The following is a 24,644-nucleotide window of genomic DNA, read 5'->3' as shown; positions in this document are numbered from 1 at the left end:
GAATGACAGTTAAGTGGGAAAAATTAGAAGGAAACCGCGGTGTCCTTACTATTGAAGTAAGTGCTGAAAATGTAAACAAAGGTTTAGATGCGGCATTCCAAAAAGTAGTAAAACAAATTAATGTTCCTGGCTTCCGTAAAGGAAAAATGCCTCGTGGAATGTTTGAAAAACGTTTTGGTGTAGAGGCTCTATATCAAGATGCTTTAGATTTCATTTTCCCTGAAGCATATGGACAGGCAATCGATGAAACTGGAATTGAACCAATTGCTCATCCAGACAAAGTAGATTTCGATCTTGACCAAATGGGCAAAAATAAAGAATTTACTTTTGTTGCAACTGTACAGGTTAAACCTGAAGTGAAATTAGGCGAATACAAAGGCCTAGAAATCGAAGAATTCGATACAAATGTTACAGATGAAGACATTCAAAATGAATTAACTTCAATGCAAAATCGTCAAGCAGAGCTAGTAGTTAAAGAAGAAGGAACAGCTGAAAACGGCGATACTGTTGTCATCGACTTTGAAGGATTTGTTGACGGAGAAGCATTTGAAGGCGGGAAAGCGGAAAACCATTCACTAGAATTAGGTTCCGGCTCTTTCATTCCTGGCTTTGAAGAGCAATTAGTTGGTGTGGCTGCAGGCGAATCAAAGGATGTAGAAGTAAGCTTCCCTGAAGAATACCATGCTGCAGAGCTAGCTGGAAAACCTGCTACTTTTAAAGTTACGGTTCATGAAATTAAGGGTAAAGAGCTGCCTGCTCTAGATGACGAATTTGCAAAAGATGTTGATGATGAAGTTGAAACATTGGATGCATTAAAAGAAAAAATCAGAACTCGTTTAGAGAATAGCAAGAAGCATGAAGCAGAACATCACCTACGTGACAGCGTTGTTGAAAAAGCAGCTGAGAATGCAGAAGTTGAAATTCCAGAAGTTATGGTCAACAACGAAGTAAACCGTATGCTTCAAGAATTTGAACAACGTCTGCAAATGCAAGGTATGAATCTTGAGCTATATTATCAATTCTCTGGTCAAGACGAAAATGCACTTCGCACTCAAATGAAAGAAGAAGCAGAAAATCGCGTTCGTGTGAACCTAACATTAGAAGCGATTGCAAAGGCAGAAAACCTTGAAGCAACAGACGAAGATGTAAATGCTGAATTAGAAAATATGGCTGGCATGTATAACATGACAGTTGACAGCATTAAAAAAGCATTAGGCGGCTTGGAAGGCATTAAAGCTGATCTAAAACTTAAAAAAGCAGTTGACTTTCTTGTTGAAAACAAGAAATAATATAAAATAAAAACAAAGGCGCGATTTTGATCGTGCCTTGTTTTATACATTTTTTGCATTACATATTATAATGGTAGCAGGGAAACCTTTTTATCAAAGGGCAGGAATAAAGCAGGTACATATCGAATTATTAAAAACACTACAGCAAGAGAGTTAATTTCAATAATAATGGTTAAGCTTAATGAAGTACATACGTTGCTATTATAAGGGGTTACAAACAAAAACGGGCGCATAGAAAACATATTTAAATGAAGACGTTTTATTTCCAGTCCAAAGTCATCATGTGTTACAATGCAATACATAACGCTGAAATATTTTGAAAAAAGTCTCGAATTTGTTTGTAATTCGCAGCTTATAATATCGTAAACCTAAGGTCCAAGGGGTGAAAGGATTGTTTAAATTTAATGATGAAAAAGGGCAATTAAAGTGTTCTTTCTGTGGTAAAACGCAGGATCAAGTCCGCAAGCTTGTTGCCGGTCCCGGAGTGTATATATGTGACGAGTGCATTGAACTATGCACTGAAATCGTAGAAGAAGAGCTTGGGACAGAGGAAGAAGTTGAGTTTAAGGATGTTCCAAAGCCAAAAGAAATCTGCGAAATTCTTGATGAGTATGTCATTGGTCAGGATCAGGCAAAGAAATCACTTTCTGTAGCCGTTTATAATCACTATAAACGGATTAATTCCAACAGCAAAATTGATGATGTTGAGCTTTCCAAAAGTAATATTTGTATGATTGGGCCGACTGGTAGCGGTAAAACCCTGCTTGCCCAAACATTGGCAAGAATTTTAAATGTGCCTTTTGCGATTGCCGACGCAACCTCTCTTACAGAAGCGGGTTATGTTGGTGAGGACGTGGAAAATATTTTATTAAAATTGATTCAGGCTGCTGACTATGACGTTGAAAAAGCAGAAAAAGGGATCATTTACATTGATGAGATTGATAAAATTGCCCGCAAATCTGAGAATCCATCCATTACACGTGATGTATCAGGTGAAGGAGTTCAACAGGCGCTATTAAAAATTCTTGAAGGCACGGTGGCGAGTGTTCCTCCACAAGGCGGAAGAAAACACCCGCATCAAGAATTTATCCAAATTGACACAACGAATATTCTCTTTATTTGCGGTGGAGCATTTGATGGGATTGAACCGATTATTAAACGCCGTTTAGGTCAAAAAGTAATTGGTTTCGGCTCCGATCTAAAGCAGCAGGAAATTGGCCAAAAGGAGCTTCTTTCAAAAGTGTTGCCTGAAGATTTACTTCGGTTTGGTCTAATTCCGGAATTTATCGGCCGTCTGCCGGTTATTGCCAGTCTGGAACAGCTTGACGAAGGTGCATTAATTGAAATTTTAACAAAACCGAAAAATGCACTTGTCAAGCAATATCAAAAAATGCTTGAAATTGATGATGTTGAACTAGAATTTGAGAGCGGAGCACTTACAGAAATTGCGAAGAAGGCAATTGAACGTAAAACAGGTGCACGTGGCTTGCGTTCTATCATTGAAGGCATCATGCTTGATGTCATGTTTGACCTTCCATCCCGTGATGATATTTCGAAATGTATCATTACAAAAGAAACAGTTTTGGAAAATCGTGAGCCAAAACTGATTTTAGAAGATGGAACCGTTGTTGATGAAGAAAGAAAAACATCTGCATAAACCTTAAAACCTGGCGAAAATCGTCAGGTTTTTTTCTTCCTCTACGAATTTATGGTTTATTCCCTTCCAACACAGGAGATACTGATTAATATCTATCAGAATTCATTTCAGGAGGGGATCGTATGAGTTGGACGGGGATTGCATTATTTATTCAACTCTTTTTTGGAATTATTATCGGGCTCTATTTTTGGAATTTACTTCGAAACCAAAGGACCCAGAAAGTATCAATCGACAGGGAATCACGGAAGGAAATGGAACAGCTGAGAAAAATGAGATCCATTTCGTTAACCGAACCCTTATCAGAAAAAGTTCGCCCTACCAGTTTTCAAGATATTGTCGGCCAGGAAGATGGGATTAAATCCTTAAAAGCAGCGCTGTGCGGCCCAAATCCACAACATGTGATTATTTATGGACCGCCTGGGGTAGGGAAGACAGCTGCAGCTCGATTAGTTTTAGAAGAGGCGAAAAAAAATCATAAATCTCCTTTTAAACCAGCTTCAGTTTTTATAGAATTGGATGCAACAACGGCCAGATTTGATGAGCGAGGTATCGCAGACCCGCTGATCGGCTCGGTTCATGACCCTATTTATCAAGGAGCAGGTGCAATGGGGCAGGCTGGAATTCCTCAGCCGAAACAGGGTGCCGTGACAAATGCTCATGGCGGAGTTCTCTTTATCGATGAAATTGGCGAGCTTCATCCTATTCAAATGAATAAGCTGTTAAAGGTTTTGGAGGATCGCAAAGTATTTTTGGAAAGCGCCTACTATCATGAAGAAAACACGCAGATCCCAACGCATATCCATGATATTTTTAAAAATGGTCTTCCTGCCGATTTTCGTCTGATTGGGGCAACAACGAGGACACCGAATGAAATTCCTCCGGCAATTCGCTCTCGTTGTATGGAAGTATTCTTTCGGGATTTAAGTCAGGAAGAAATCTATACAGTGGCAACCAAAGCCGCCGATAAGGTAAATATGAAAATTAATGAAACTGGCGTTAACACTTTATCCAATTACGCCAGAAATGGTCGTGAGGCCGTCAATTTAATTCAAATTGCTGCAGGGCTTGCGATCACTGAAGACCGTGATTTTATCAAGGATGAAGATATTGAATGGGTGATCCATTCCAGTCAAATGACGCCAAGGATGGAGCGGAAGATTAACGATGATTCCCATGTTGGGCTTGTCAATGGACTTGCGGTTTATGGTCCGAATTCCGGTGCTCTCCTGGAAATCGAAGTAACCGTTATCCCTGCTAAAGAAAAGGGGTCGATTAATATTACCGGAATCGTCGAAGAAGAAAGCATCGGCGGTCAAGGGAAGTCAATTCGTCGAAAAAGTATGGCCCGTGGATCAATTGAAAATGTCATCACTGTGCTGAGATCGATGGGTGTACCTGCGAATGATTTTGATATTCATGTCAATTTTCCCGGCGGGGTACCGATTGATGGTCCTTCTGCAGGTATAGCAATGGCAACGGGTATCTATTCAGCGATCTATAAAATTCCAATTGACAACACTGTTGCGATGACCGGTGAAATCAGCATCCATGGAAATGTGAAGCCTATCGGAGGGGTATTCCCTAAAGTAAAGGCAGCGAAAAAGGCCGGCGCGAAAACGGTCATCATTCCTGAAGAAAACATGCAATCCATTTTAAATGAAATCGATGGGATCAATATAGTGCCTGTCACCCATTTAAATGAAGTGTTTGATATTGCCCTCGTGAATGGCCTGGGAAGAAATAACGTCATTCCGGCTTCTATTGAATTGTCGAAAAAGGAATCTATTTAAATCCGATACTCCGACTTGTGAACCAGTGCAGGCCGGAGTTTTATTTTTTAGGAAGAAAACATTTTGTTTGGATAAAATAAAATCATGAACATTTCCTTAGGATTAGACACTTTTTTGCAAATGAGATAGAATTGTACAAAGATATTGATTTGCATGTGGAGGTGCAGTATTTTGGCGAATAATAACGAATTGATCGTCCCCCTCCTGCCGCTACGAGGGTTGCTTGTTTATCCGACAATGGTCCTACATTTGGATGTTGGGCGGGAAAGATCCGTCCAGGCTCTTGAAAAAGCTATGGTTGATGACCATTTAATTTTTTTAACAACTCAAAAGGATGTCTCAATTGATGACCCAGTAGAGGAGGACTTATACCGGCTTGGTACTTTAACGAAGGTTAAGCAAATGCTGAAGCTGCCAAATGGCACAATCCGTGTATTGGTAGAAGGATTAAACAGAGCAGAAATCGTTTCCTTCCATGATGAGGATGATTACTATTCCGTCAGCATTGTCACGTATGACGACCCGGATACGAAAGATGTGGAAGACCAGGCATTAATGAGAACAATGCTGGATTACTTCGAACAATACATAAAATTATCGAAAAAAATCTCTGCTGAAACCTTTGCATCGGTAACCGATATTGAGGAGCCAGGAAGAATGGCAGATATTATTTCATCACACCTGCCTATCAAGCTCAAGGATAAACAGGAAATACTCGAAACCATAGATATTAAAAAACGGATCAACCTCGTGATTGATACCATTCATAACGAAAAAGAAGTCCTGAACCTTGAAAAGAAAATTGGCCAGCGGGTAAAACGGTCCATGGAAAGAACGCAAAAAGAGTATTATTTGCGGGAACAAATGAAGGCTATTCAAAAGGAATTAGGCGATAAGGAAGGCAAAACCGGCGAAGTAGCCGAACTGACCAAAAAAATTGAAGCAGCCGGCATGCCGGAACAGGTTAAGCAAAATGCCCTTAAAGAGCTCGATCGCTATGAAAAAGTGCCCACCAGCTCTGCTGAAAGTGCGGTCATCAGGAACTATATCGAATGGCTGGTATCGATCCCCTGGTCCAAAACAACAAATGATGATATTGACATCCACCGTGCCGAGAGAATATTAAATGAAGACCATTATGGATTAGAAAAAGTAAAGGAACGGGTTTTGGAATATTTAGCTGTTCAGAAGCTGACCAATTCCTTAAAGGGACCGATTCTTTGTTTGGCCGGCCCTCCAGGTGTAGGGAAGACCAGCCTCGCTCGTTCGATTGCGACATCCTTGAATCGCAATTTTGTCAGAGTGTCTCTTGGCGGTGTCCGTGATGAATCAGAGATTCGCGGTCATCGAAGAACGTATGTTGGCGCAATGCCGGGCCGAATCATTCAAGGGATGAAAAAAGCAGGTACAATTAATCCGGTCTTTTTATTAGATGAAATTGACAAAATGTCGAATGACTTCCGCGGAGATCCATCTTCTGCAATGCTGGAAGTACTGGATCCGGAGCAAAACCATAACTTCAGCGACCATTATATTGAAGAGCCATACAATTTATCAAAGGTCATGTTCATTGCAACGGCCAATAATTTGTCAACGATACCGGGTCCGCTATTGGATAGGATGGAAATTATTACAATTGCCGGTTATACCGAGCTTGAAAAGGTTCATATTACAAGAGATCACCTCCTGCCGAAGCAGATCAAGGAAAATGGCCTTTCGAAAGGCATTCTTCAGGTACGCGATGATGCGATTTTAAAAGTGGTTCGTTACTACACAAGGGAAGCGGGAGTACGGAGTTTAGAACGACAAATGGCGACCCTTTGCCGCAAGACTGCAAAAATCATCGTTTCGGGTGAGAAGAAACGGGTCATCATTACCGAAAAGAATGTCGAGGAATTTTTAGGAAAGCCTAAGTTCCGATACGGCCAGGCAGAAACGGAAAACCAAGTAGGAGTGGCTACAGGACTCGCCTATACCACTGTTGGCGGAGATACGCTGCAAATTGAAGTATCCCTATCGCCCGGCAAGGGAAAGCTTGTTTTGACTGGAAAGCTTGGTGATGTAATGAAGGAATCGGCTCAGGCCGCTTTTAGCTATATCCGTTCAAAGGCAAGTGAGCTTGGAATTGAAGAGGATTTCCACGAAAAATATGATATTCATATTCACGTTCCGGAGGGGGCTGTGCCGAAGGATGGTCCATCCGCTGGGATTACCATTGCAACGGCGTTAGTTTCAGCATTATCCGGTAGACCGATTCGCCGTGAAGTGGGGATGACCGGGGAGATTACCTTACGGGGGCGGGTCCTTCCAATTGGCGGTTTAAAAGAAAAAACCCTGAGTGCCCATAGAGCGGGGCTAACAAAGGTCATCCTGCCAAAGGATAATGAAAAGGATATTGATGATATTCCGGAAAGCATCCGCAATGAAATGGAATTTGTTCTTGTTTCACATGTGGATGAAGTATTAAAACACGCTCTGTTAGAAGGAGTCGTTAAATGAAAGTAGTTAGTTCTGATATAGTCATTAGTGCGGTTAAACCAGAGCAATACCCGGAAACTGATTTACCGGAATTTGCCCTTGCCGGACGTTCTAATGTCGGTAAATCTTCGTTTATTAATAAGATGCTGAATCGTAAAGGTTTGGCGAGAATTTCCTCTAAACCGGGAAAAACCCAGACATTAAACTTCTTTTTGATTAATGAAGTGCTGCATTTTGTCGATGTCCCCGGGTATGGGTATGCCAAGGTGTCCAAAAGCGAGCGGGCTGCCTGGGGGAAAATGATTGAAACCTATTTAACCCTTAGAGAGCAATTAAGAGCGGTTGTCTTAATTATTGATTTACGCCATCCGCCAACCGAAGATGATATCATGATGTATGATTTCTTAAAGCATTATGAAATTCCCTGTGTTGTCATCACCACTAAAGCCGATAAAATCCCAAAAGGGAAATGGGAAAAGCATCAAAAAGTCATCCGTGAAGCGCTTGACCTTGACAAGAATGACCATATTGTTCTTTTCTCATCGGAAACAGGTCTTGGTAAAGATCAGGCATGGGCCATTTTGGAAAGCTATATGTAAAAATAAACGCTTGGCTCTAGCTGCCAAGCGTTTATTTTTTCTTTTTCAGTATAAAATAAATACCAACAACAATTAAAAGAACGGGCCAAAATTTCCAAACGAAACTCATTCCATTTTGCAGAATGCCAAAATATCCAGCCATTTTATTATAAAATAATAACCAAACAGCCAAGATTAAAAAGAGAAAGGCTTGAAATAATCCTTTACTTGTTTTTTGAAAACGCAGGAAAAAGCCTAAAGAAATAATCAAAATTAACATTCCAATGGTATTATGCGGCCATGAGACAAGATGATTAACCAGTTGAAAATGGAGGCCGAAACCAAACATAATCACCCCTGGCAAAATTGACTCATGTTCCTTTTCTGCATAACCTTGTCCTAAAAAAGCAAGTCCGACGATAATAAGCAAGGTCGGCCATGTGAAAAATTGCGGAAAGAAATGAATTCCTGTTTGCTGCATTAAAAAATATGCACCAAATCCGATTAAGATTATTCCGGGAAAAATCCGTTGATTTTTCATCTATTACACCACTTCCAGTAAGGTTCACTTGAATATCACTGATTTTTTTGGTACTGTACATAAGGAACTAATTGTCGATTTATAAACTTTTCATTTTCTAATATTATCACATTTGTTTCATTTTCTGTTCACATTTTTGGGCAAAAAATCGAAATTAGACATGGTATAATCATACTAGTCAAAACTGTTATCCTTATGGGGGTGTTCGAAAATATGCATATCATAGTGATTGGTCTAAACTATAAAACTGCCCCTGTTGAAATCCGTGAGCGGTTGACATTTAATCAATCCGATCTTGTGGATGCCACAAAAAAGCTAAATACAAAGAAAAGCATCCTGGAAAATATCATTCTTTCTACGTGTAATCGGACAGAAATTTATGCGGTCGTTGATCAACTACATACTGGCCGTTATTATATTAAAGAATTTTTATCTGAATGGTTCGGACTGGAGCAAGCAGAGTTTTCTCCTTATTTATTTGTTTATGAAGAAGATGGAGCAATTGATCATTTATTTAATGTAACGTGCGGACTGAATTCCATGGTATTGGGAGAAACACAAATATTGGGCCAGGTTCGGACTAGCTTCATGTTGTCACAGCAGGAAAACACTACTGGCACTGTGTTCAATCAATTATTTAAACAAGCCATTACATTGGCAAAACGCGGTCATTCTGAAACAGATATTGGCGCGAATGCGGTATCGGTCAGCTATGCAGCGGTCGAGCTGGCAAAAAAGATTTTTGGTTCTCTTTCCGGTAAACATATCCTCATTTTCGGTGCCGGGAAAATGGGAGAACTGGCTGCCCAAAACCTGCATGGTAACGGGGTGAAGAAGGTTACAGTCATCAATCGGACCTTTGACAAAGCAAAAGAGCTTGCTGGCCGATTTGGCGGTGAAGCAAGAGCGCTTGAAGAATTGCAGAAAGCCTTGGTGGAAGCCGATATCCTGATCAGTTCGACGGGTGCGAAGGATATTGTCATCTCAAAAGCAATGATGGCGAAAGTGGAGAAATTGCGTAAAGGCAAGCCGTTATTTATGGTGGATATTGCTGTACCACGCGACCTTGACCCGAAAATTGCTGAACTTGACAATGTCTTTTTATACGATATCGATGACCTTGAGGGAATTGTTGAAGCTAATTTGCAGGAGCGGAAAAAAGCTGCCGAAAAAATTAAGCTGATGATTGAAAAAGAAATCGTTGAATTCAAACAATGGCTTGGCATGCTTGGGGTGGTTCCGGTGATCTCAGCCTTACGAGAAAAAGCCCTTGCTATCCAGGCAGAAACAATGGTCAGTCTTGAGCGGAAACTTTCAAATTTATCGGATCATGATAAAAAAGTAATCAATAAACATACGAAGAGTATCATTAACCAGCTATTAAAGGATCCTATTTTACAAGCAAAAGAATTGGCTGCAAGACCAGATGCTGATCAAGCGTTGGAATTATTTATGAAAATTTTTAGCATTGAAGAGCAGGTTCTGGAACAACAATCGAAAGCAGCCGAAACCACTAAAATAATGGTTCATGTACCGCAGGCTTCCTTTCAGTCGTAAGGGGTACTGCATATGTTTACAATTGAAATGACACGGCTGCATGAGTTAACCGTTGTATTATATGCCTTCAGCGTGTTGTTATATTTTTTCGACTTTCTCAACCATAACCGGAGGGCAAACCGTATTGCCTTCTGGTTACTTGCATTTGTATGGGTTTTGCAGACTATTTTTTTGTTTTTTTACATGGTGAAAACAGGAAGATTTCCTGTGTTAACAATCTTTGAGGGTCTCTATTTTTATGCTTGGGTTTTGGTCACGTTATCCCTTGGAATCAATCGATTGCTGAGGGTCGATTTTATTGTGTTTTTTACAAATATATTGGGGTTTATCGTTATGGCCATCCATACCTTTGCCCCGATGCAATATCATTCCCATGTGATGGCAAAACAGCTTGTGTCTGAGCTGCTGTTGATACATATAACCATGGCCATTCTATCTTACGGAGCTTTTTCCTTATCGTTTGTTTTTTCGCTTCTATATCTGCTGCAATACAATTTATTGAAACAAAAAAAGTGGGGAAAAAGACTGCTCCGGCTTGCCGATTTAAACAAACTCGAACGTCTGTCCTATATAATGGCGGTTATTGGTGTGCCGATGCTCCTATTAAGCCTGATTTTAGGGCTGCAATGGGCATTTTTAAAGGTTCCCGGGATGCCGTGGTATGATATGAAAATTATTGGGTCCTTTCTGTTATTGACAGCCTACAGCATTTATTTATACCTCCGGCTTGTCAAAAATTTGTCGGGAAAATCCTTAGCATTATGGAATACTGCATCATTTTTAATTGTCTTAATCAACTTTTTCTTATTTAGTCAATTATCATCTTTTCATTTTTGGTATCAGTAAAATTAGGAGGCAGCTATGAGAAAAATAATCGTAGGCTCAAGACGGAGTAAATTGGCATTAACGCAAACAAATTGGGTAATAGATCAGCTTAAAAAACTTGGAGCCCCATTTGAATTTGAAGTTAAGGAAATCGTAACAAAAGGCGATAAAATCCTCGATGTGACCCTTTCAAAGGTGGGCGGAAAAGGATTGTTTGTGAAAGAAATTGAACAAGCGATGCTAAATAAAGAGATTGATATGGCTGTTCATAGTATGAAAGATATGCCGGCAGTTCTCCCGGATGGGCTTACGATTGGCTGTGTACCATTCCGTGAAGATCACCGCGATGCGCTAATTTCCAGGGATCATGTGAAGCTGAAGGATTTGAAACCTGGTGCGATTATCGGAACAAGCAGTTTAAGACGAAGTGCCCAGCTGCTAGTGCAGCGTCCGGATTTAGAGATTAAGTGGATTCGTGGAAATGTTGATACAAGACTGCAAAAACTGCAGGAAGAAGAATACGATGCCATTATTCTTGCCGCTGCGGGCCTATCCCGCCTTGGCTGGGCATCGGAAACGGTTACTGAATTTATTGATGCCGATATTTGTGTACCGGCTGTAGGACAAGGGGCCTTATCCATTGAATGCCGTGAGGACGACTCGGAGCTCCTTGATTTGTTTGAAAAATTCACCTGCAAAAAAACGGAGAAAGCCGTTAGAGCAGAACGGGCCTTCCTGCAAAAAATGGAAGGCGGCTGCCAGGTGCCGATTGCCGGCTTTGCCTATGTAGATGATCAGGATGAGGTCGTATTAAATGTGTTAGTGGCTTCCCCGGAAGGAAAAGATATTTTTAGGGAAGAATTAAGAGGAACCAACCCGGAAGAGCTTGGTGTTCAGGCGGCTGACCTCTTGATTAAAAAAGGGGCAAAGGATTTGATTGACCGGGTTAAACGAGAGCTTGAGGGTCAATGCTAAAATCTTTACCACTAATGGATAAAAAAGTCCTCGTACCCAGAGGCGAAAATCAAGCGAAATCCTTTTCAAAGCTTGTCGAAGGATACGGAGGGATACCTGTTGAGATCCCTTTAATTGCCTTTCGTCCGATTGAAAACAATAAGCGTCTTCTGGAGTATTTGGAGTCGCTTGATACATATGATTGGCTTATTTTCACCAGTAATGTCACTGTGGAAATGTTTTTTTCCTTTGCACAGAGTGATCGGCCCCTGCCGAAAATTGCGGTGATTGGGAAGAAGACAGCTGAGGTGCTTACGTCGAAAGGGATAAAGGCCCATTTCGTCCCTTCCGCCTATGTGGCAGAGGTATTTGTGGAAGAATTTATGCCGCTTTTATCCAGCAGCAGCAAGGTGCTAATCCCAAAAGGGAATCTTGCCCGGGAGTATATTGCTGCTTCTATTAGCACTATTGGCGCAATTGTAGATGAAATTGTTATCTATGAAACTTACATGCCAAAGGAGAACCGGCTAAAATTAGCTGATATGCTTAGAGAGGAACAGCTTGATATTTTACTGTTTACCAGCCCTTCCACCGTGGATCATTTTATGGATGTGGTAGCAGAGTATGAGCTAAAGGATCACCTACATAAGTGTATCATCGGCTGTATCGGTCCTATAACTAAGCAGAAGCTCCATTCATATGGGCTTCAGGTTCATGCTTCCCCAAAGGAATTTACTGTTAAAGACATGATTAAAAGTACGATAGCTTTTATTGAGGAGGAATTATAAATGGAATTACAATTTTCACGTCATCGCCGCCTGCGTTCAAGTGAGAGCATGCGCGCCCTTGTAAGAGAAAATCATTTAAAAGCGGAAGACTTTATTTACCCGTTGTTTATTTATGAAGGGGAAAACATCCGTAATGAAGTATCCTCCATGCCGGGTGTGTACCAGGTTTCAATGGATCATTTGGAAGCGGAAATGGAAGATATCGTTGCCCATGGCATTAAGTCCGTATTATTGTTTGGAATTCCTGCAACCAAGGACGAATGCGGTCAGCAGGCCTACCATGATCACGGGATTGTCCAGGTTGCGACCCGATTTATTAAAGAAAAATTCCCGGAAATCATCGTGGTTGCTGACACGTGTTTGTGCGAATATACCAGCCATGGCCACTGCGGGGTAGTTGAGGGCGAACATATTCTAAATGACCCATCCCTTGAATTATTGGTTAAAACAGCCGTTACCCAAGCGAAAGCAGGAGCAGATATTATCGCACCTTCCAATATGATGGATGGCTTTGTCGCAGCGATTCGTGCCGGACTTGATGAAGCCGGCTTTACTGACATTCCGATTATGTCTTATGCTGTAAAATACGCTTCCGCCTTCTACGGACCGTTCCGTGAAGCAGCTGAGGGTGCGCCGCAGTTCGGCGATCGGAAAACCTATCAAATGGATCCCGCCAACCGCATGGAAGCCTTTAGAGAAGCAGAATCTGATGTGGCAGAAGGGGCGGATTTCTTAATTATTAAGCCTGGTATGCCATACCTTGATATCGTTCGCGATGTAAAAAATACTTTTAATCTGCCTGTTGTGGTTTACAATGTGAGCGGAGAATATTCAATGATTAAGGCTGCCGCAATAAACGGCTGGATTGACGAGAAAAAGACGGTTCTTGAAATGTTAATCGGCATGAAGCGTGCCGGTGCGGATTTAATCATCACTTACGCTGCAAAAGATGCGATTCGCTGGTTAAAAGAAGAAGAATAATCATTTTTGGAAATGAGGGATTAGCATGCGTTCGTATACGAAGTCGGTTGAAGCATTTAAAGAAGCCCAAACCCTTATGCCCGGCGGTGTAAACAGCCCGGTCCGCGCCTTTAAATCGGTCAATATGGATCCGATTTTCATGGAGAGGGGAAAGGGTTCAAAAATTTATGATATTGATGGCAATGAATATATCGATTATGTGTTATCATGGGGACCGCTAATCCTCGGGCATTCAAATGACCGAGTAGTGGAAGCGCTGAAAAAAACGGCCGAAAGAGGGACAAGCTTCGGTGCGCCTACACTATTGGAAAATGAATTAGCCAAGCTGGTTCAAGAGCGCGTTCCTTCGATTGAAATCGTGCGCATGGTTAACTCAGGAACGGAAGCTACGATGAGCGCTCTTCGCTTAGCACGGGGTTATACCGGTCGCAATAAAATTTTAAAATTTGAAGGCTGCTACCATGGCCATGGTGATTCCCTGTTGATTAAAGCCGGTTCCGGGGTCGCTACACTAGGCTTGCCTGACAGCCCGGGAGTACCTGAGGGCATTGCAAGTAATACGGTTACAGTCCAGTATAATGACCTCGAGGGTGTGCGATATGCTTTCGATCAATTCGGTGATGATATTGCATGTATCATTGTTGAGCCTGTTGCAGGAAATATGGGTCTTGTACCGCCGCTGCCAGGGTTTTTAGAAGGACTTCGTGAGATTACAACTCAACAAGGTGCTTTGTTGATCTTTGACGAGGTTATGACGGGCTTCCGGGTTGGCTATAACTGTGCCCAGGGCTATTTCAATATTACGCCAGACCTTACTTGCCTAGGGAAAGTAATCGGCGGAGGACTTCCTGTTGGCGCGTATGGCGGCAAAGCGGAAATCATGAAACAAATTGCTCCAAGCGGTTCAATCTATCAAGCAGGTACTTTGTCAGGAAATCCGCTTGCGATGACGGCCGGACTTGAAACATTAAGCCAACTGACACCTGAGCACTATGAAGAATTTATTCGAAAAGGGGATCTGTTAGAAAAAGGCATTAAGGCTGCGGCAGAAAAATACGATATTCCGCTTACCTTTAACCGTGCCGGTTCCATGATTGGTTTCTTTTTCACGAATGAAAAGGTTATTAATTATGACACAGCGAAACAATCTAATCTTGAATTCTTCGCGGAATACTACCGCCAGATGGCGGATCAGGGAATTTTCTTACCGCCATCCCAGTTCGAAGGCCTGTTCCTTTCAACTGAACACACGGATGAAGATATTGAAAAAACAATCAGTGCTGTGGAAGTTGCCTTTTCTAAGCTTAAATAATAGGACTGGAACACTCACCTTATTTGGTGGGTGTTTTTTTGATGGAATTGCTAATTCGATCTGGTTCGCGGAATTCTTTGGGAATCGGGCGGAATTAGTGAAGAAGTTCGCGGAATAAATTAGCTATCCCGCGGAAAAACGGCGGAAACCCGCGGAATTACTGGAGAAGTCCGCGGAAAGGTTCTACGTGCCCGAAAAGGCAATCAGAAAAAGCACCCGGTCACCTAGAGAGGGTCTACGTGCCCGAAAAAGCAATCAGACAAAGCACCTGGTCACCTAGAAAGGTTCTATGTGGCCGAATAAGCAATCAGGAAAAGCACCCGGTCACCTAGAAAGGTTCTACGTGCCCAAAAAAGCAATCAGACAAAGCACCCGGTCCCTAGAAAGGCTCTACGTGCCCGAAAAGGCAATCAGATAAAGCACCCGGTCACCTAGAGAGGCTCTACGTGCCCGAAAAAACAATCAGATAAAGCACCCGGTCACCTAGAAAGGTTCTACGTGCCCAAAAAAGCAATCAGACAAAGCACCCGGTCACCTAGAAAGGTTCTACGTGCCCGAAAAAGCAATCAGGCAAAGCACCCGGTCACCTAGAAGGTTCTACGTGCCCAAAAAAGCAATCGGGCAAAGCACCCGGTCATCTAGAAAGGTTCTACATGCTCGAAAAAGCAATCAGACAAAGCACCTGGCCACCTAGAAAACCACAACCCCGCGGAATCTCCTCCCACACCGAGACCTAGTCAAAAGGTCAAAACCATGTCTCGCGGAATACTTCAGGAAACGCGCGGAATTACTGGAGAAGTCCGCGGAATAAATCCACCATCCCGCGGAATAACAGCGAAACCCCGCGGAACCCCAACAAATTCCCGCGGAATCCCCCTCTCACATATCAAAGTAATATTCGAATCCTGAAACTTTCCCCTGCAAATCCGCTTTTTTATCATAATTAATATCCAACTCTCATAGAGTGTAAGTGACATAGTGATTTTGCGTGAAAGGAAACGAAAGGAGGAGTCGCTTTGTCTCAGGAGAATCAATCGAACCTACGATTTTCCTTGGAGGAATCTTTGTGGTTTAGAAAGGGACAGGAAGTCGCAGAACTTGTGTCGATTTCCCTAGACCCGGATATTACCATCCAGGAAAATGATCAATACGTAACCATCCGTGGTTCGCTGGAGCTGACCGGCGAATATAAAACATCCGAACCAAGCAATGAAACCGAAGAGGAAGCATTTTCGAACCAGAAGTATGTGGAGAGGGTAGAGGAACCGGAAGAAGGGACCTGTCAATTTTCCCACCGTTTTCCGGTGGATATCACCATCCCAAATAATCGGATTCAAAGTATTTATGATATTGATGTCCTCGTTGAGTCCTTTGATTATTCCCTGCCGGAGCGCAGCTGTCTGAAATTATCTGCAGAATTAACAATTAGCGGTTTATATGGCGCCCAGCAGCAAGATGTTCAGGAAATTCCGGATGAGTTTGAAGTGCTCCATCGCTCTGAAGAAGAGGACTTCGCCGTAGAATTTGAGCAGCCTGTGCCGCCAACTGGTTTTGCCGAGTCGTTCTTTTTTGAAGCGGAAGCGAGAAAACTGCCAGAAGAAGAAAGTGCAGAGGTTTTCCCGAAATTCCCGAATTTCTCTTATCAAGAGCAATTCCAGGAGCCGGAACCATTCCAACCTTCCTGGAGCTACCAAGAAGCCAGGAATGAACTGGAGCAAACAGCTCCAGTACCAACGGAAAATGTTTATGTAGAGGAGGATGCAGCTGTTATGGAAGAAAGCTCTTCCTCATCTGAAGCAGCACCTCCAAAACAACAAAAGAAGAAAAAGGCTGTTAAAAAGAAAAGCATGACCTTAACCGAGTTCTTTGCCCGTAAAGAAGAGGGTTCAGAGCAAGCCAAATTAAAAGTTTGTATCGTTCAAAAAGGCGATACAGTAGATAGTTTGGCTGATAGGTACGACGTAACCGTTCAAAATCTTCTTAAGGTCAACCACCTTGAAATCAATCAGGATGTACACGAGGGCCAGGTATTATATATTCCTGTGGCACTGGCTAAAAAATAAATCGCACCACACCACAAGTTGAGCGGGTTCAGGAAACCTGCTCTCCTTCTTTCTTTGTGAAAGAGAGCTGAATCTCATGGATAACAAGAATTGGCTTGAAACCCTTTCCCCAATTCTAGAGAATTATCAAATTAAGCCTTATTATGTTGAAGACTTCGGAACCGTACAAAAAGTTTATTCCAATAAAGGAACCTTCGCTCTAAAAAAAATTGCCCCTTCTATTGGGACGGATTTTATTCGGCATGTCCATCTGCTGTATCAAAAGGGCTATAACCGGATTGTCCCGATTTATCCAACCATGGACGGGAGATACGCCGTCCTTCATGACAAGTATTTATATTATTTAATGCCGTGGATGCCAAATGAAATAAAGGAAGACCGTCAGCATAGAAATCAGCAGCTTTTTCGTGAATTGGCCAGAATGCATACCCTTTCGGCCAAGGAGATTGCGGTGAGCCCGGAAGAACGAACCGAGCATTATGAAAAAAACCTGCAACAGCTTGAAAAACATCAGGAATTTTTAGATGGGTTCATTGATGAATGCGAAAAAAAGACGTATATGTCCCCGTTTGAATTATTGTATTGTACGTATTATAACAAGATTAATGAGGCGCTTAATTTCTCAAAAAGAAAGTTTGAAGAATGGTATGAAAAAACAAAAGAAGATGAAAAGGCACGAATGGTCATAACTCACGGGAAATTATCTTCCGAGCACTTTCTATATGATGAACGTGGATATGGCTATTTTATCAATTTTGAAAATGCTCGTTATGGCTCTCCGATTCATGATCTATTACCTTACCTTTCCAAAGCATTGGATACAAATCCAAAGCGGAATGACGATGCGATTGAATGGGTAAACCATTATTTTAAATATTTTCCGTTTAAAGCCGATGAGAAATTATTATTTTACAGCTATTTAGCCCATCCCGTACCAATGATCCAAGCGGTAGAAGGCTATTACCGGAAGCAGCGCTCAAGAAGGAATGAATTGAAGTTTGTCAAACAGTTGCAGCACCGTTATTGGCATTTGACAAATTGTGAGTATGTTGTGATGAGAATGTCGGAAATCGAAGCGATGCAGCAGCAAGCAAAAGAAGGAGCCCAACAGCAGCAGTAATATGCTACTTATGGGCTCCTTAAATAATTTCAAAAAAAATCGAGATTGCAATGGCGATAAAACAAGATAAAAGAATAATATCAAAGAACGTCGGCAAAAGAAGGGTTCGAATAAACTGGAAAATGATAAACGGAATAATAAATTGGGCCGCTATTCTCCTGCACGTTCTAAACCAGGGATGGTATGTGAACTTGTTAAATCTTCTCCTTCCCATCGAAGAGCCCTCCTTTTTAAAATGGCATTTATCTATATATATTCCAGAATTCGGACGGTATCCCCAAATAACTCTAAAATTCTTCCAATTTTCTGATTGAATTGCCATGTTTAATGGAATGCTATAGCATCGGCTATTTCGAAGGCTGCATCCCATGCTTCTTTGGACGATTCAAAATTCAATCAGAGCGCATAGGTATAAATTTTTAAAAATTAGGCAATCATTATTGACGTCTTCCTCTTATTTTGGGTAGTATAACATTATAATTTAATTACGAAAGCAACGACAGGGAATAGTACGATGCCAGCCTGTTTAAAGAGAGGGAAATCATTAGCTGAGAGATTTCCTATGCAGAACGTCGGAAGGTCGCCCTCGAGCTTCTTCTGCGAACGGCTTACAAAGCCAACTAGTAGAAGACGGATGAAATCCGTTATCCGATGAAGCGCCAATCGTGTTTTATGATTGGAAAAAAGGTGGTACCGCGAAGCAAACTCCATTCGTCCTTTTACAAGGAATGGAGTTTTTTTATTTTTCAGGTACAAAAAGGAGGAACTTTGATGGAAACGAAGGAATTAACAATGCCAACGAAATACGATCCGCAGTCGATTGAAAAAGGGAGATATGAATGGTGGCTGCAAGGCAAGTTTTTTGAAGCAAAAGATGATGAAGGAAAAGAGCCCTTTACGATCGTAATCCCGCCGCCGAACGTTACAGGGAAGCTGCACTTAGGTCATGCATGGGATACGACCCTTCAGGATATTATGACCCGGATGAAACGGATGCAGGGCTATGACGTTTTATGGCTTCCAGGGATGGACCATGCCGGAATCGCCACTCAGGCAAAGGTAGAAGGAAAGCTTAAAAGTGAAGGCAAAAGCCGTTATGATCTTGGCCGAGAAAAGTTTGTGGAGGAAACATGGAAATGGAAGGAAGAATACGCCTCCCATATCCGTGACCAATGGGCAAAATTAGGCTTGGGGCTTGATTACAGCCGCGAGCGCTTTACCCTTGATGAAGGACTTTCAGACGCCGTTCGTGAAGTATTCGTCACCCTTTATAAAAAAGGCCTAATCTACCGGGGCGAATACATCATCAACTGGGATCCATCTACCAAAACAGCTCTATCTGATATAGAGGTTATTTACAAAGATGTTCAAGGTGCCTTTTATCATATGCGATACCCGTTAGCGGATGGTTCCGGTCACATCGAAATCGCCACAACCCGTCCGGAAACGATGCTTGGTGATACAGCGGTTGCCGTTCATCCGGAAGATGACCGCTACAAGCATTTAATCGGCAAGACGGTAATTCTGCCGATTACCGGTCGTGAAATCCCAATCGTAGGCGATGATTATGTTGATATGGAATTCGGTTCCGGGGCAGTAAAAATCACGCCGGCACATGACCCGAATGATTTTGAAATCGGCAACCGTCACAATCTTGAACGAATCCTCGTTATGAACGAAGACGGCACAATGAATAATAATGCCGGAAAATATCAAGGACTTGACCGTTTCGAGTGCCGCAAGCAAATTGTAAAAGATCTGCAAGAGCAAGGCGTTCTTTTCAAAATTGAAGACCATCTTCATTCTGTTGGCCATTCTGAGCGCAGCGGTGCTGTTGTTGAACCATACCTTTCTACGCAATGGTTTGTAAAAATGCAGCCGCTCGCAGATGAGGCCATTGCCCTGCAAAGCAAAGAAAATAAAGTAGACTTTGTTCCGGAACGCTTTGAAAAGACGTACATGAACTGGATGGAAAACATCCGTGACTGGTGCATTTCCAGACAGCTTTGGTGGGGCCACCGGATTCCGGCCTGGTACCATAAAGAAACCGGTGAAGTATATGTTGACCACGTGCCGCCGCAAGACATTGAGAACTGGGAACAGGATACCGATGTATTAGATACATGGTTCAGCTCGGCATTATGGCCATTCTCGACGATGGGCTGGCCAAATACGGAAGCAGCCGATTATAAACGCTATTTCCCGACCAATGTTCTTGTAACTGGCTATGATATTATTTTCTTCTGGGTATCACGGATGATTTTCCAAAGCATTGAATTTACTGGGGAACGTCCATTTAAAGATGTTCTGATCCATGGTCTTGTACGTGATGCACAAGGCCGCAAGATGAGTAAATCCCTGGGTAACGGCGTTGACCCGATGGATGTCATTGACCAATATGGAGCCGATTCACTCCGCTACTTCCTTTCAACTGGAAGCTCACCGGGTCAGGATCTTCGCTATACTACCGAAAAAGTAGAGGCAACCTGGAACTTTGCCAATAAAATTTGGAATGCTTCCCGCTTTGCATTGATGAACATGGACGGTCTAAAGTATGAGGAAATAGATTTTAGCGGCGAGAAGTCCGTTGCGGATAAGTGGATTTTAACGCAATTAAATGAAACGATTGAAACCGTTACAAGGCTTTCCGATCGTTATGAATTTGGTGAAGTAGGCCGCGCCTTATATAACTTCATCTGGGATGATTTCTGTGATTGGTATATCGAAATGGCGAAGCTTCCGTTATACGGGGAGGATGAAGCAGCAAAGAAAACAACGCGTTCCATCCTTGCCTATGTATTAGACCAAACATTGCGTTTGTTGCATCCATTCATGCCATTTATTACGGAAGAAATTTGGCAAAACCTCCCGCATGAAGGTGAATCGATTACCACAGCGAATTGGCCTCAGGTGAAGCCGGAGTTGTCAGATGAACAGGCAGCAGGGGAAATGAAGCTGTTAATGGAAATGATTCGTTCGGTTCGCAATATTCGTGCTGAAGTGAATACACCAATGAGTAAGAAAATCAAAATGCTTGTAAAAGCAAAGGATGAAAACGTCCTAAAAGCAGTCGAAAAAAACCGCGCCTTTATTGAGCGCTTCTGTAATCCTGAAGAATTACAAATGGGCATGGAGATTGAAACGCCGGAAAAAGCGATGACCGCTGTGATCACAGGCTTGGAAATCATCCTTCCTCTTGAAGGCTTAATCAATATTGAAGAAGAAATCGCCCGGCTGGAAAAGGAACTCGATAAGTTTACGAAAGAGGTCGAACGAGTTCAAAAGAAATTAAGCAATGAAGGCTTTATGAAGAAAGCGCCTGAAAGTGTTGTGGCTGAAGAACGGGCAAAAGAAAGTGATTACCGTGAAAAGAGAGCATCTGTCGAGGCTCGTCTAAATGAATTAAAAGGTTTATAATAAATGAAGGCGGACCTTGCATAAAGGTTCGTCTTCCTCTCATTTAAGACATAATAATTGGGGTGTCACAAATATGTTCAAAACCTATAACGAAGCCCTTGAATGGATCCATGCGAGGTTACGGCTAGGCATTAAACCTGGATTAAAACGGATGGACTGGATGATGGAAAAATTAGGCCATCCTGAAAAGAAATTGAAAGCAGTACATATCGGTGGGACAAATGGAAAAGGCTCAACCGTTACTTTTTTACGCTCCATCCTTCAAGCAGGGGGATATTCGGTCGGGACGTTTACCTCTCCCTATATCGAGCAGTTCAATGAGCGGATTAGTATAAACGGTAAACCAATCCAAGATGAAGAATTGCTGAAGCTTGCCAATATCATTCGTCCGCTTGCTGATGAATTAGAGGGAACTGAGCTAGGCGGCCCCACCGAGTTTGAAGTGATTACCGCCATGTGCTTCCATTATTTTGCCGAAGTCCATCAGGTTGATTTTTTTGTTTGCGAGGTCGGTTTAGGGGGAAGATTTGATTCTACGAATGTGATCCTGCCGCTCGCCTCCATCATTACAAACATCGGTCTTGACCATACCAGTATATTAGGGAATTCTTATGAAGAAATTGCTTTTGAAAAAGCAGGCATCATCAAGGATCAAACGCCTATTTTTACCGCCGTTAAGCAGCCGGAAGCACGAAGAGTAATTGAACAGCAGGCTGAGAAAAAACAGGCACCATTGTACCGATTGAATCAGGAATTTACCATAAGTTCATATCGCTCACTTTCACATGGTGAAAGCTTTTCTTTAAATTCATTGGACCATTTAGAAATTAGCATGATAGGCAGGCACCAAACAGAAAATGCTGCACTGGCAGTATATGCAGCTCAATATTTAAATAAAAGTGGTTCAGCTGTCCTTACGGAAGAGGCAATCAGAGTGGGATTAAAGCAGGCTTATTGGCCAGGCAGATTAGAGATCCTTTCGGAAAAACCTTTCGTGATCATAGATGGTGCCCATAATGATGAAGGCATCACCACGCTTGTGAATGAGTTGACCACTCGGTTTGCCGAAAAAGAGATTCATATCGTTTTTGCGGCATTAAAGGATAAAAGTTTTGGGAAAATGATTGGTAAATTAGATCAAGTAGCCGATCAAATCTCATTCGTTTCATTCGATTTTCCTCGTGCAGCAACGGCATGGGATTTATTTGAGCAAAGCAAATCACCAAATAAAATGATCGTGGAAAACTGGGAGAACTATCTGAAAAAAACAGTTCAAGAACTAAAACCCAATCATTTACTTGTTGTTACGGGATCTCTCTATTTTATTTCAGAGGCAAAACCGCATTTATGCAAGTTATTGAAAAATTCGAAAATTTCATTATGACAAGCCAATATTTTTTTGATAAAATTATTTTACTTTTATATTCATAAAGAGTAATGGGGAGGGGAGTAAATGAATGTCACTGCACAAGCCAAAAAAGTCATTTGGCTAATTTGGATTTTGTTCGTTCCGGCAGGAATGTGGTTTACATTTACGGCTTATCCCCCTCCTTCACATTTAGCGGGATACGGGCTGGATCTCCTGGCATTTTTGCTGCTGACTTCCGTTGTTGCCTCAATGCCGATGGTCATTAACAATACGCCAATCTTTCTTATTCAGTGGGTGGCACTTGCAACCTTTTTAAGTTTCGGTTTATTTGTGGAAATGGTTTTTGCACAGCTTGCCGTTATTGTCCTGCTTGTAAGACTTAAAGTCCAAAATGACCAGTTGTTTCGTTTACCACTTAATTTAATTATGTTTTTCATTGTTTCATTTGTAAGTGGTTCAGTTTACTATTTACTGGGCGGAGAAACGGGTGTCAGTCTCGCAGACCACCCTCGCTCTGTGTGGCTTGGTATTCTTTATGCTGCAATGAATTATTTTTTAAATCAAATTATTGTTTCCATTTATCTTTATTTTATTTATAAAAGGAAGGAATCCTACTTTGGCAAAGATTTCATCGTTGAGTTAATTACATCCTGCATCACCTTTCCAATCGGATTTATCCTGTATATGCAATACCACCAACTCGGTTTAATGGCCCTGCTTTTTGTAGGGGTTCCATTTGTAAGTCTTTCTATCATATTTAAACTCTATTATTCTAGTGAAAAAATAAACGAGTATTTGCAGTCTGCGGCTGAAATTGGCCATCAAATGGCGGAGCGCCTTCAAGTCAAAGATGTTATAAATTTGTTTATTCAGAAGCTCAGTGAAATGCTGCCGGTGGATTATGCCTATATCATGGAGGCGGCGGATGACGATACGCTGCAATTGGTGCGGAAGATTGAGAGTGGCGAAGTGTTAGACAATAATATGCCGCCCATTCGAAAAAATGAAGGAATTAGCGGAACCGTATTGTCCAATCGCAAGGCTGTTCTATTCGCGAGTAAAAAGGAATGGCTTTCTATTTCAAAAGGGTATATTCCTAGCGATGCCGAAAGTGTTCTATGTGTCCCAATCTTAAGAAGCAAAAAGATCATCGGCGTGTTACTGCTTGCCTCAAAGCGAAAACGTGCCTATGAAAAATCACAACTGATGATTGTCGATATCCTCTGTTCTCATTTTGCAGTAGCGCTCGAAAATGCGAAGCATTATGAGATGACAAAAATGCAGAGCGAACACTGTTCCTTAACGAAATTGTACAATTACCGCTACTTTGACTCCTTGCTTAAAGCTGAATTTGAAATGCTCTATCAATTTAAGCGGAAGGCGCTTTCCCTCATTATTCTTGATATCGACCATTTTAAATCCGTCAATGATACTTACGGACATCAAGGCGGTAATGAGATTCTTTCCGAGCTTGCCGTTCGAGTCAGCCAGTTGGCCGGAAGTCTTGGTACCGTTGCACGTTATGGCGGGGAGGAATTTGTGGTTTTATTACCGGATTTTCAAAAAGAAGATGCTTATCAACTGGCGGAACACATCCGTCAATCCATTGCTAACTGGCCATTTACCATCAAGCAAACTCTTGAAAAAGATAATTGGCAGCAGCAGGTAAGGATTACAGCTTCAATTGGGGTGGCTACTGCTCCAGATGATGCGGAGGATTCGATGGATTTGATCCGGCACGCTGACCGCGCACTTTATGTGGGTGCGAAAAGGGCTGGCAGGAATCGGGTGGCAGAGTATTCGTCGTGTTAATTAGCCAGTATAAGATTTCAATAGTAAAAAAGGTCGGTTCTGAGAATCGGTCTTTTTTATTAGTTATTAATCCTTTTTAACTAAAACTAGTAATAATTTAAACTTTAAGGATT

The 24,644-nt window shown here is 42.0% G+C and carries 18 protein-coding genes and 1 other annotated feature; of the genes, 16 read left to right on the top strand and 2 right to left on the bottom strand.

Annotation, left to right across the window (positions count from 1 at the left end; translation table 11 throughout):
* Positions 1 to 2 precede the first annotated feature (2 nt).
* From tig to yihA, 5 genes are all read left to right on the top strand, one after another.
* Complete coding sequence (gene tig, locus ACZ5XR_RS21240) at positions 3 to 1,289, top strand: trigger factor (protein WP_464498449.1); 1,287 nt, start codon at positions 3 to 5, stop codon at positions 1,287 to 1,289.
* Between the two features lie 391 nt (positions 1,290 to 1,680).
* Positions 1,681 to 2,946, top strand: a complete 1,266-nt coding sequence (gene clpX / locus ACZ5XR_RS21235) for an ATP-dependent protease ATP-binding subunit ClpX (RefSeq protein ID WP_464498448.1) — start codon at positions 1,681 to 1,683, stop codon at positions 2,944 to 2,946.
* Positions 2,947 to 3,068: 122 nt separating this feature from the next.
* The gene (lonB, locus tag ACZ5XR_RS21230; RefSeq protein ID WP_464498446.1) at positions 3,069 to 4,736 is read left to right on the top strand and encodes an ATP-dependent protease LonB; all 1,668 of its coding nucleotides are present in this window, start codon (positions 3,069 to 3,071) and stop codon (positions 4,734 to 4,736) included.
* 171 nt (positions 4,737 to 4,907) lie between these two features.
* Complete coding sequence (gene lon / locus ACZ5XR_RS21225; protein WP_464498444.1) at positions 4,908 to 7,235, top strand: endopeptidase La; 2,328 nt, start codon at positions 4,908 to 4,910, stop codon at positions 7,233 to 7,235.
* Positions 7,232 to 7,813 carry a ribosome biogenesis GTP-binding protein YihA/YsxC gene (gene yihA / locus ACZ5XR_RS21220; protein WP_464498443.1) on the top strand — a complete coding sequence of 194 codons (582 nt, stop codon included), beginning with the start codon at positions 7,232 to 7,234 and terminating at the stop codon, positions 7,811 to 7,813. Before lon ends, yihA begins: the two co-directional genes overlap by 4 nt.
* A 31-nt stretch (positions 7,814 to 7,844) precedes the next feature.
* On the opposite strand, the gene ACZ5XR_RS21215 is transcribed toward yihA, so the two are convergent.
* On the bottom strand, positions 7,845 to 8,333 hold the full coding sequence (locus ACZ5XR_RS21215) for a LiaF transmembrane domain-containing protein (protein ID WP_464498442.1): 489 nt from the start codon (positions 8,331 to 8,333) through the stop codon (positions 7,845 to 7,847).
* Positions 8,334 to 8,546: 213 nt separating this feature from the next.
* Between ACZ5XR_RS21215 and hemA the strand changes: the two genes are divergently transcribed.
* From hemA to ysxE, 8 genes are all read left to right on the top strand, one after another.
* Positions 8,547 to 9,890 carry a glutamyl-tRNA reductase gene (hemA, locus tag ACZ5XR_RS21210; protein ID WP_464498440.1) on the top strand — a complete coding sequence of 448 codons (1,344 nt, stop codon included), beginning with the start codon at positions 8,547 to 8,549 and terminating at the stop codon, positions 9,888 to 9,890.
* Between the two features lie 12 nt (positions 9,891 to 9,902).
* Positions 9,903 to 10,736 (top strand): cytochrome c biogenesis protein CcsA, encoded by an 834-nt coding sequence (gene ccsA, locus ACZ5XR_RS21205; RefSeq protein ID WP_464498439.1) that lies wholly within the window; start codon positions 9,903 to 9,905, stop codon positions 10,734 to 10,736.
* Between the two features lie 15 nt (positions 10,737 to 10,751).
* Positions 10,752 to 11,690, top strand: a complete 939-nt coding sequence (gene hemC / locus ACZ5XR_RS21200; RefSeq protein ID WP_464498438.1) for a hydroxymethylbilane synthase — start codon at positions 10,752 to 10,754, stop codon at positions 11,688 to 11,690.
* On the top strand, positions 11,684 to 12,457 hold the full coding sequence (locus ACZ5XR_RS21195; protein ID WP_464498436.1) for a uroporphyrinogen-III synthase: 774 nt from the start codon (positions 11,684 to 11,686) through the stop codon (positions 12,455 to 12,457). The genes hemC and ACZ5XR_RS21195 overlap by 7 nt, the downstream gene beginning before the upstream one ends.
* Positions 12,458 to 13,438 (top strand): porphobilinogen synthase, encoded by a 981-nt coding sequence (gene hemB, locus ACZ5XR_RS21190; RefSeq protein ID WP_464498435.1) that lies wholly within the window; start codon positions 12,458 to 12,460, stop codon positions 13,436 to 13,438.
* Between the two features lie 25 nt (positions 13,439 to 13,463).
* A complete protein-coding gene (hemL, locus tag ACZ5XR_RS21185) occupies positions 13,464 to 14,750 on the top strand; it encodes a glutamate-1-semialdehyde 2,1-aminomutase (protein ID WP_464498433.1) in 1,287 nt (428 codons plus the stop codon).
* A gap of 1,016 nt (positions 14,751 to 15,766) precedes the next feature.
* Positions 15,767 to 16,813, top strand: a complete 1,047-nt coding sequence (gene spoVID / locus ACZ5XR_RS21180) for a stage VI sporulation protein D (protein ID WP_464498432.1) — start codon at positions 15,767 to 15,769, stop codon at positions 16,811 to 16,813.
* Positions 16,814 to 16,889: 76 nt separating this feature from the next.
* Complete coding sequence (ysxE, locus tag ACZ5XR_RS21175; protein WP_464498431.1) at positions 16,890 to 17,933, top strand: spore coat protein YsxE; 1,044 nt, start codon at positions 16,890 to 16,892, stop codon at positions 17,931 to 17,933.
* Between the two features lie 19 nt (positions 17,934 to 17,952).
* Here the strand turns inward: ysxE and ACZ5XR_RS21170 are convergent, their stop codons facing one another.
* A complete protein-coding gene (locus ACZ5XR_RS21170; RefSeq protein WP_464498430.1) occupies positions 17,953 to 18,147 on the bottom strand; it encodes a hypothetical protein in 195 nt (64 codons plus the stop codon).
* Between the two features lie 273 nt (positions 18,148 to 18,420).
* Positions 18,421 to 18,655 (top strand) — a binding site (T-box leader).
* 49 nt (positions 18,656 to 18,704) lie between these two features.
* Between ACZ5XR_RS21170 and ACZ5XR_RS21165 the strand changes: the two genes are divergently transcribed.
* The 3 genes from ACZ5XR_RS21165 (at position 18,705) to ACZ5XR_RS21155 (ending at position 24,531) form a co-directional block, all read left to right on the top strand.
* Positions 18,705 to 21,350, top strand: a complete 2,646-nt coding sequence (locus tag ACZ5XR_RS21165) for a valine--tRNA ligase (RefSeq protein WP_464498429.1) — start codon at positions 18,705 to 18,707, stop codon at positions 21,348 to 21,350.
* A gap of 73 nt (positions 21,351 to 21,423) precedes the next feature.
* Complete coding sequence (locus ACZ5XR_RS21160) at positions 21,424 to 22,734, top strand: bifunctional folylpolyglutamate synthase/dihydrofolate synthase (RefSeq protein ID WP_464498427.1); 1,311 nt, start codon at positions 21,424 to 21,426, stop codon at positions 22,732 to 22,734.
* A 69-nt stretch (positions 22,735 to 22,803) separates the two neighbouring features.
* Positions 22,804 to 24,531: a sensor domain-containing diguanylate cyclase gene (locus tag ACZ5XR_RS21155; protein ID WP_464498426.1), complete on the top strand. Its 1,728-nt coding sequence runs from the start codon at positions 22,804 to 22,806 to the stop codon at positions 24,529 to 24,531.
* Positions 24,532 to 24,644 lie beyond the last annotated feature (113 nt).

The sequence above is a fragment of the Neobacillus sp. Fa239 genome (assembly GCF_055395235.1).
Note: the sequence above shows the minus strand (reverse complement) of the source record. Positions and strands in the feature narration are given on the sequence as shown.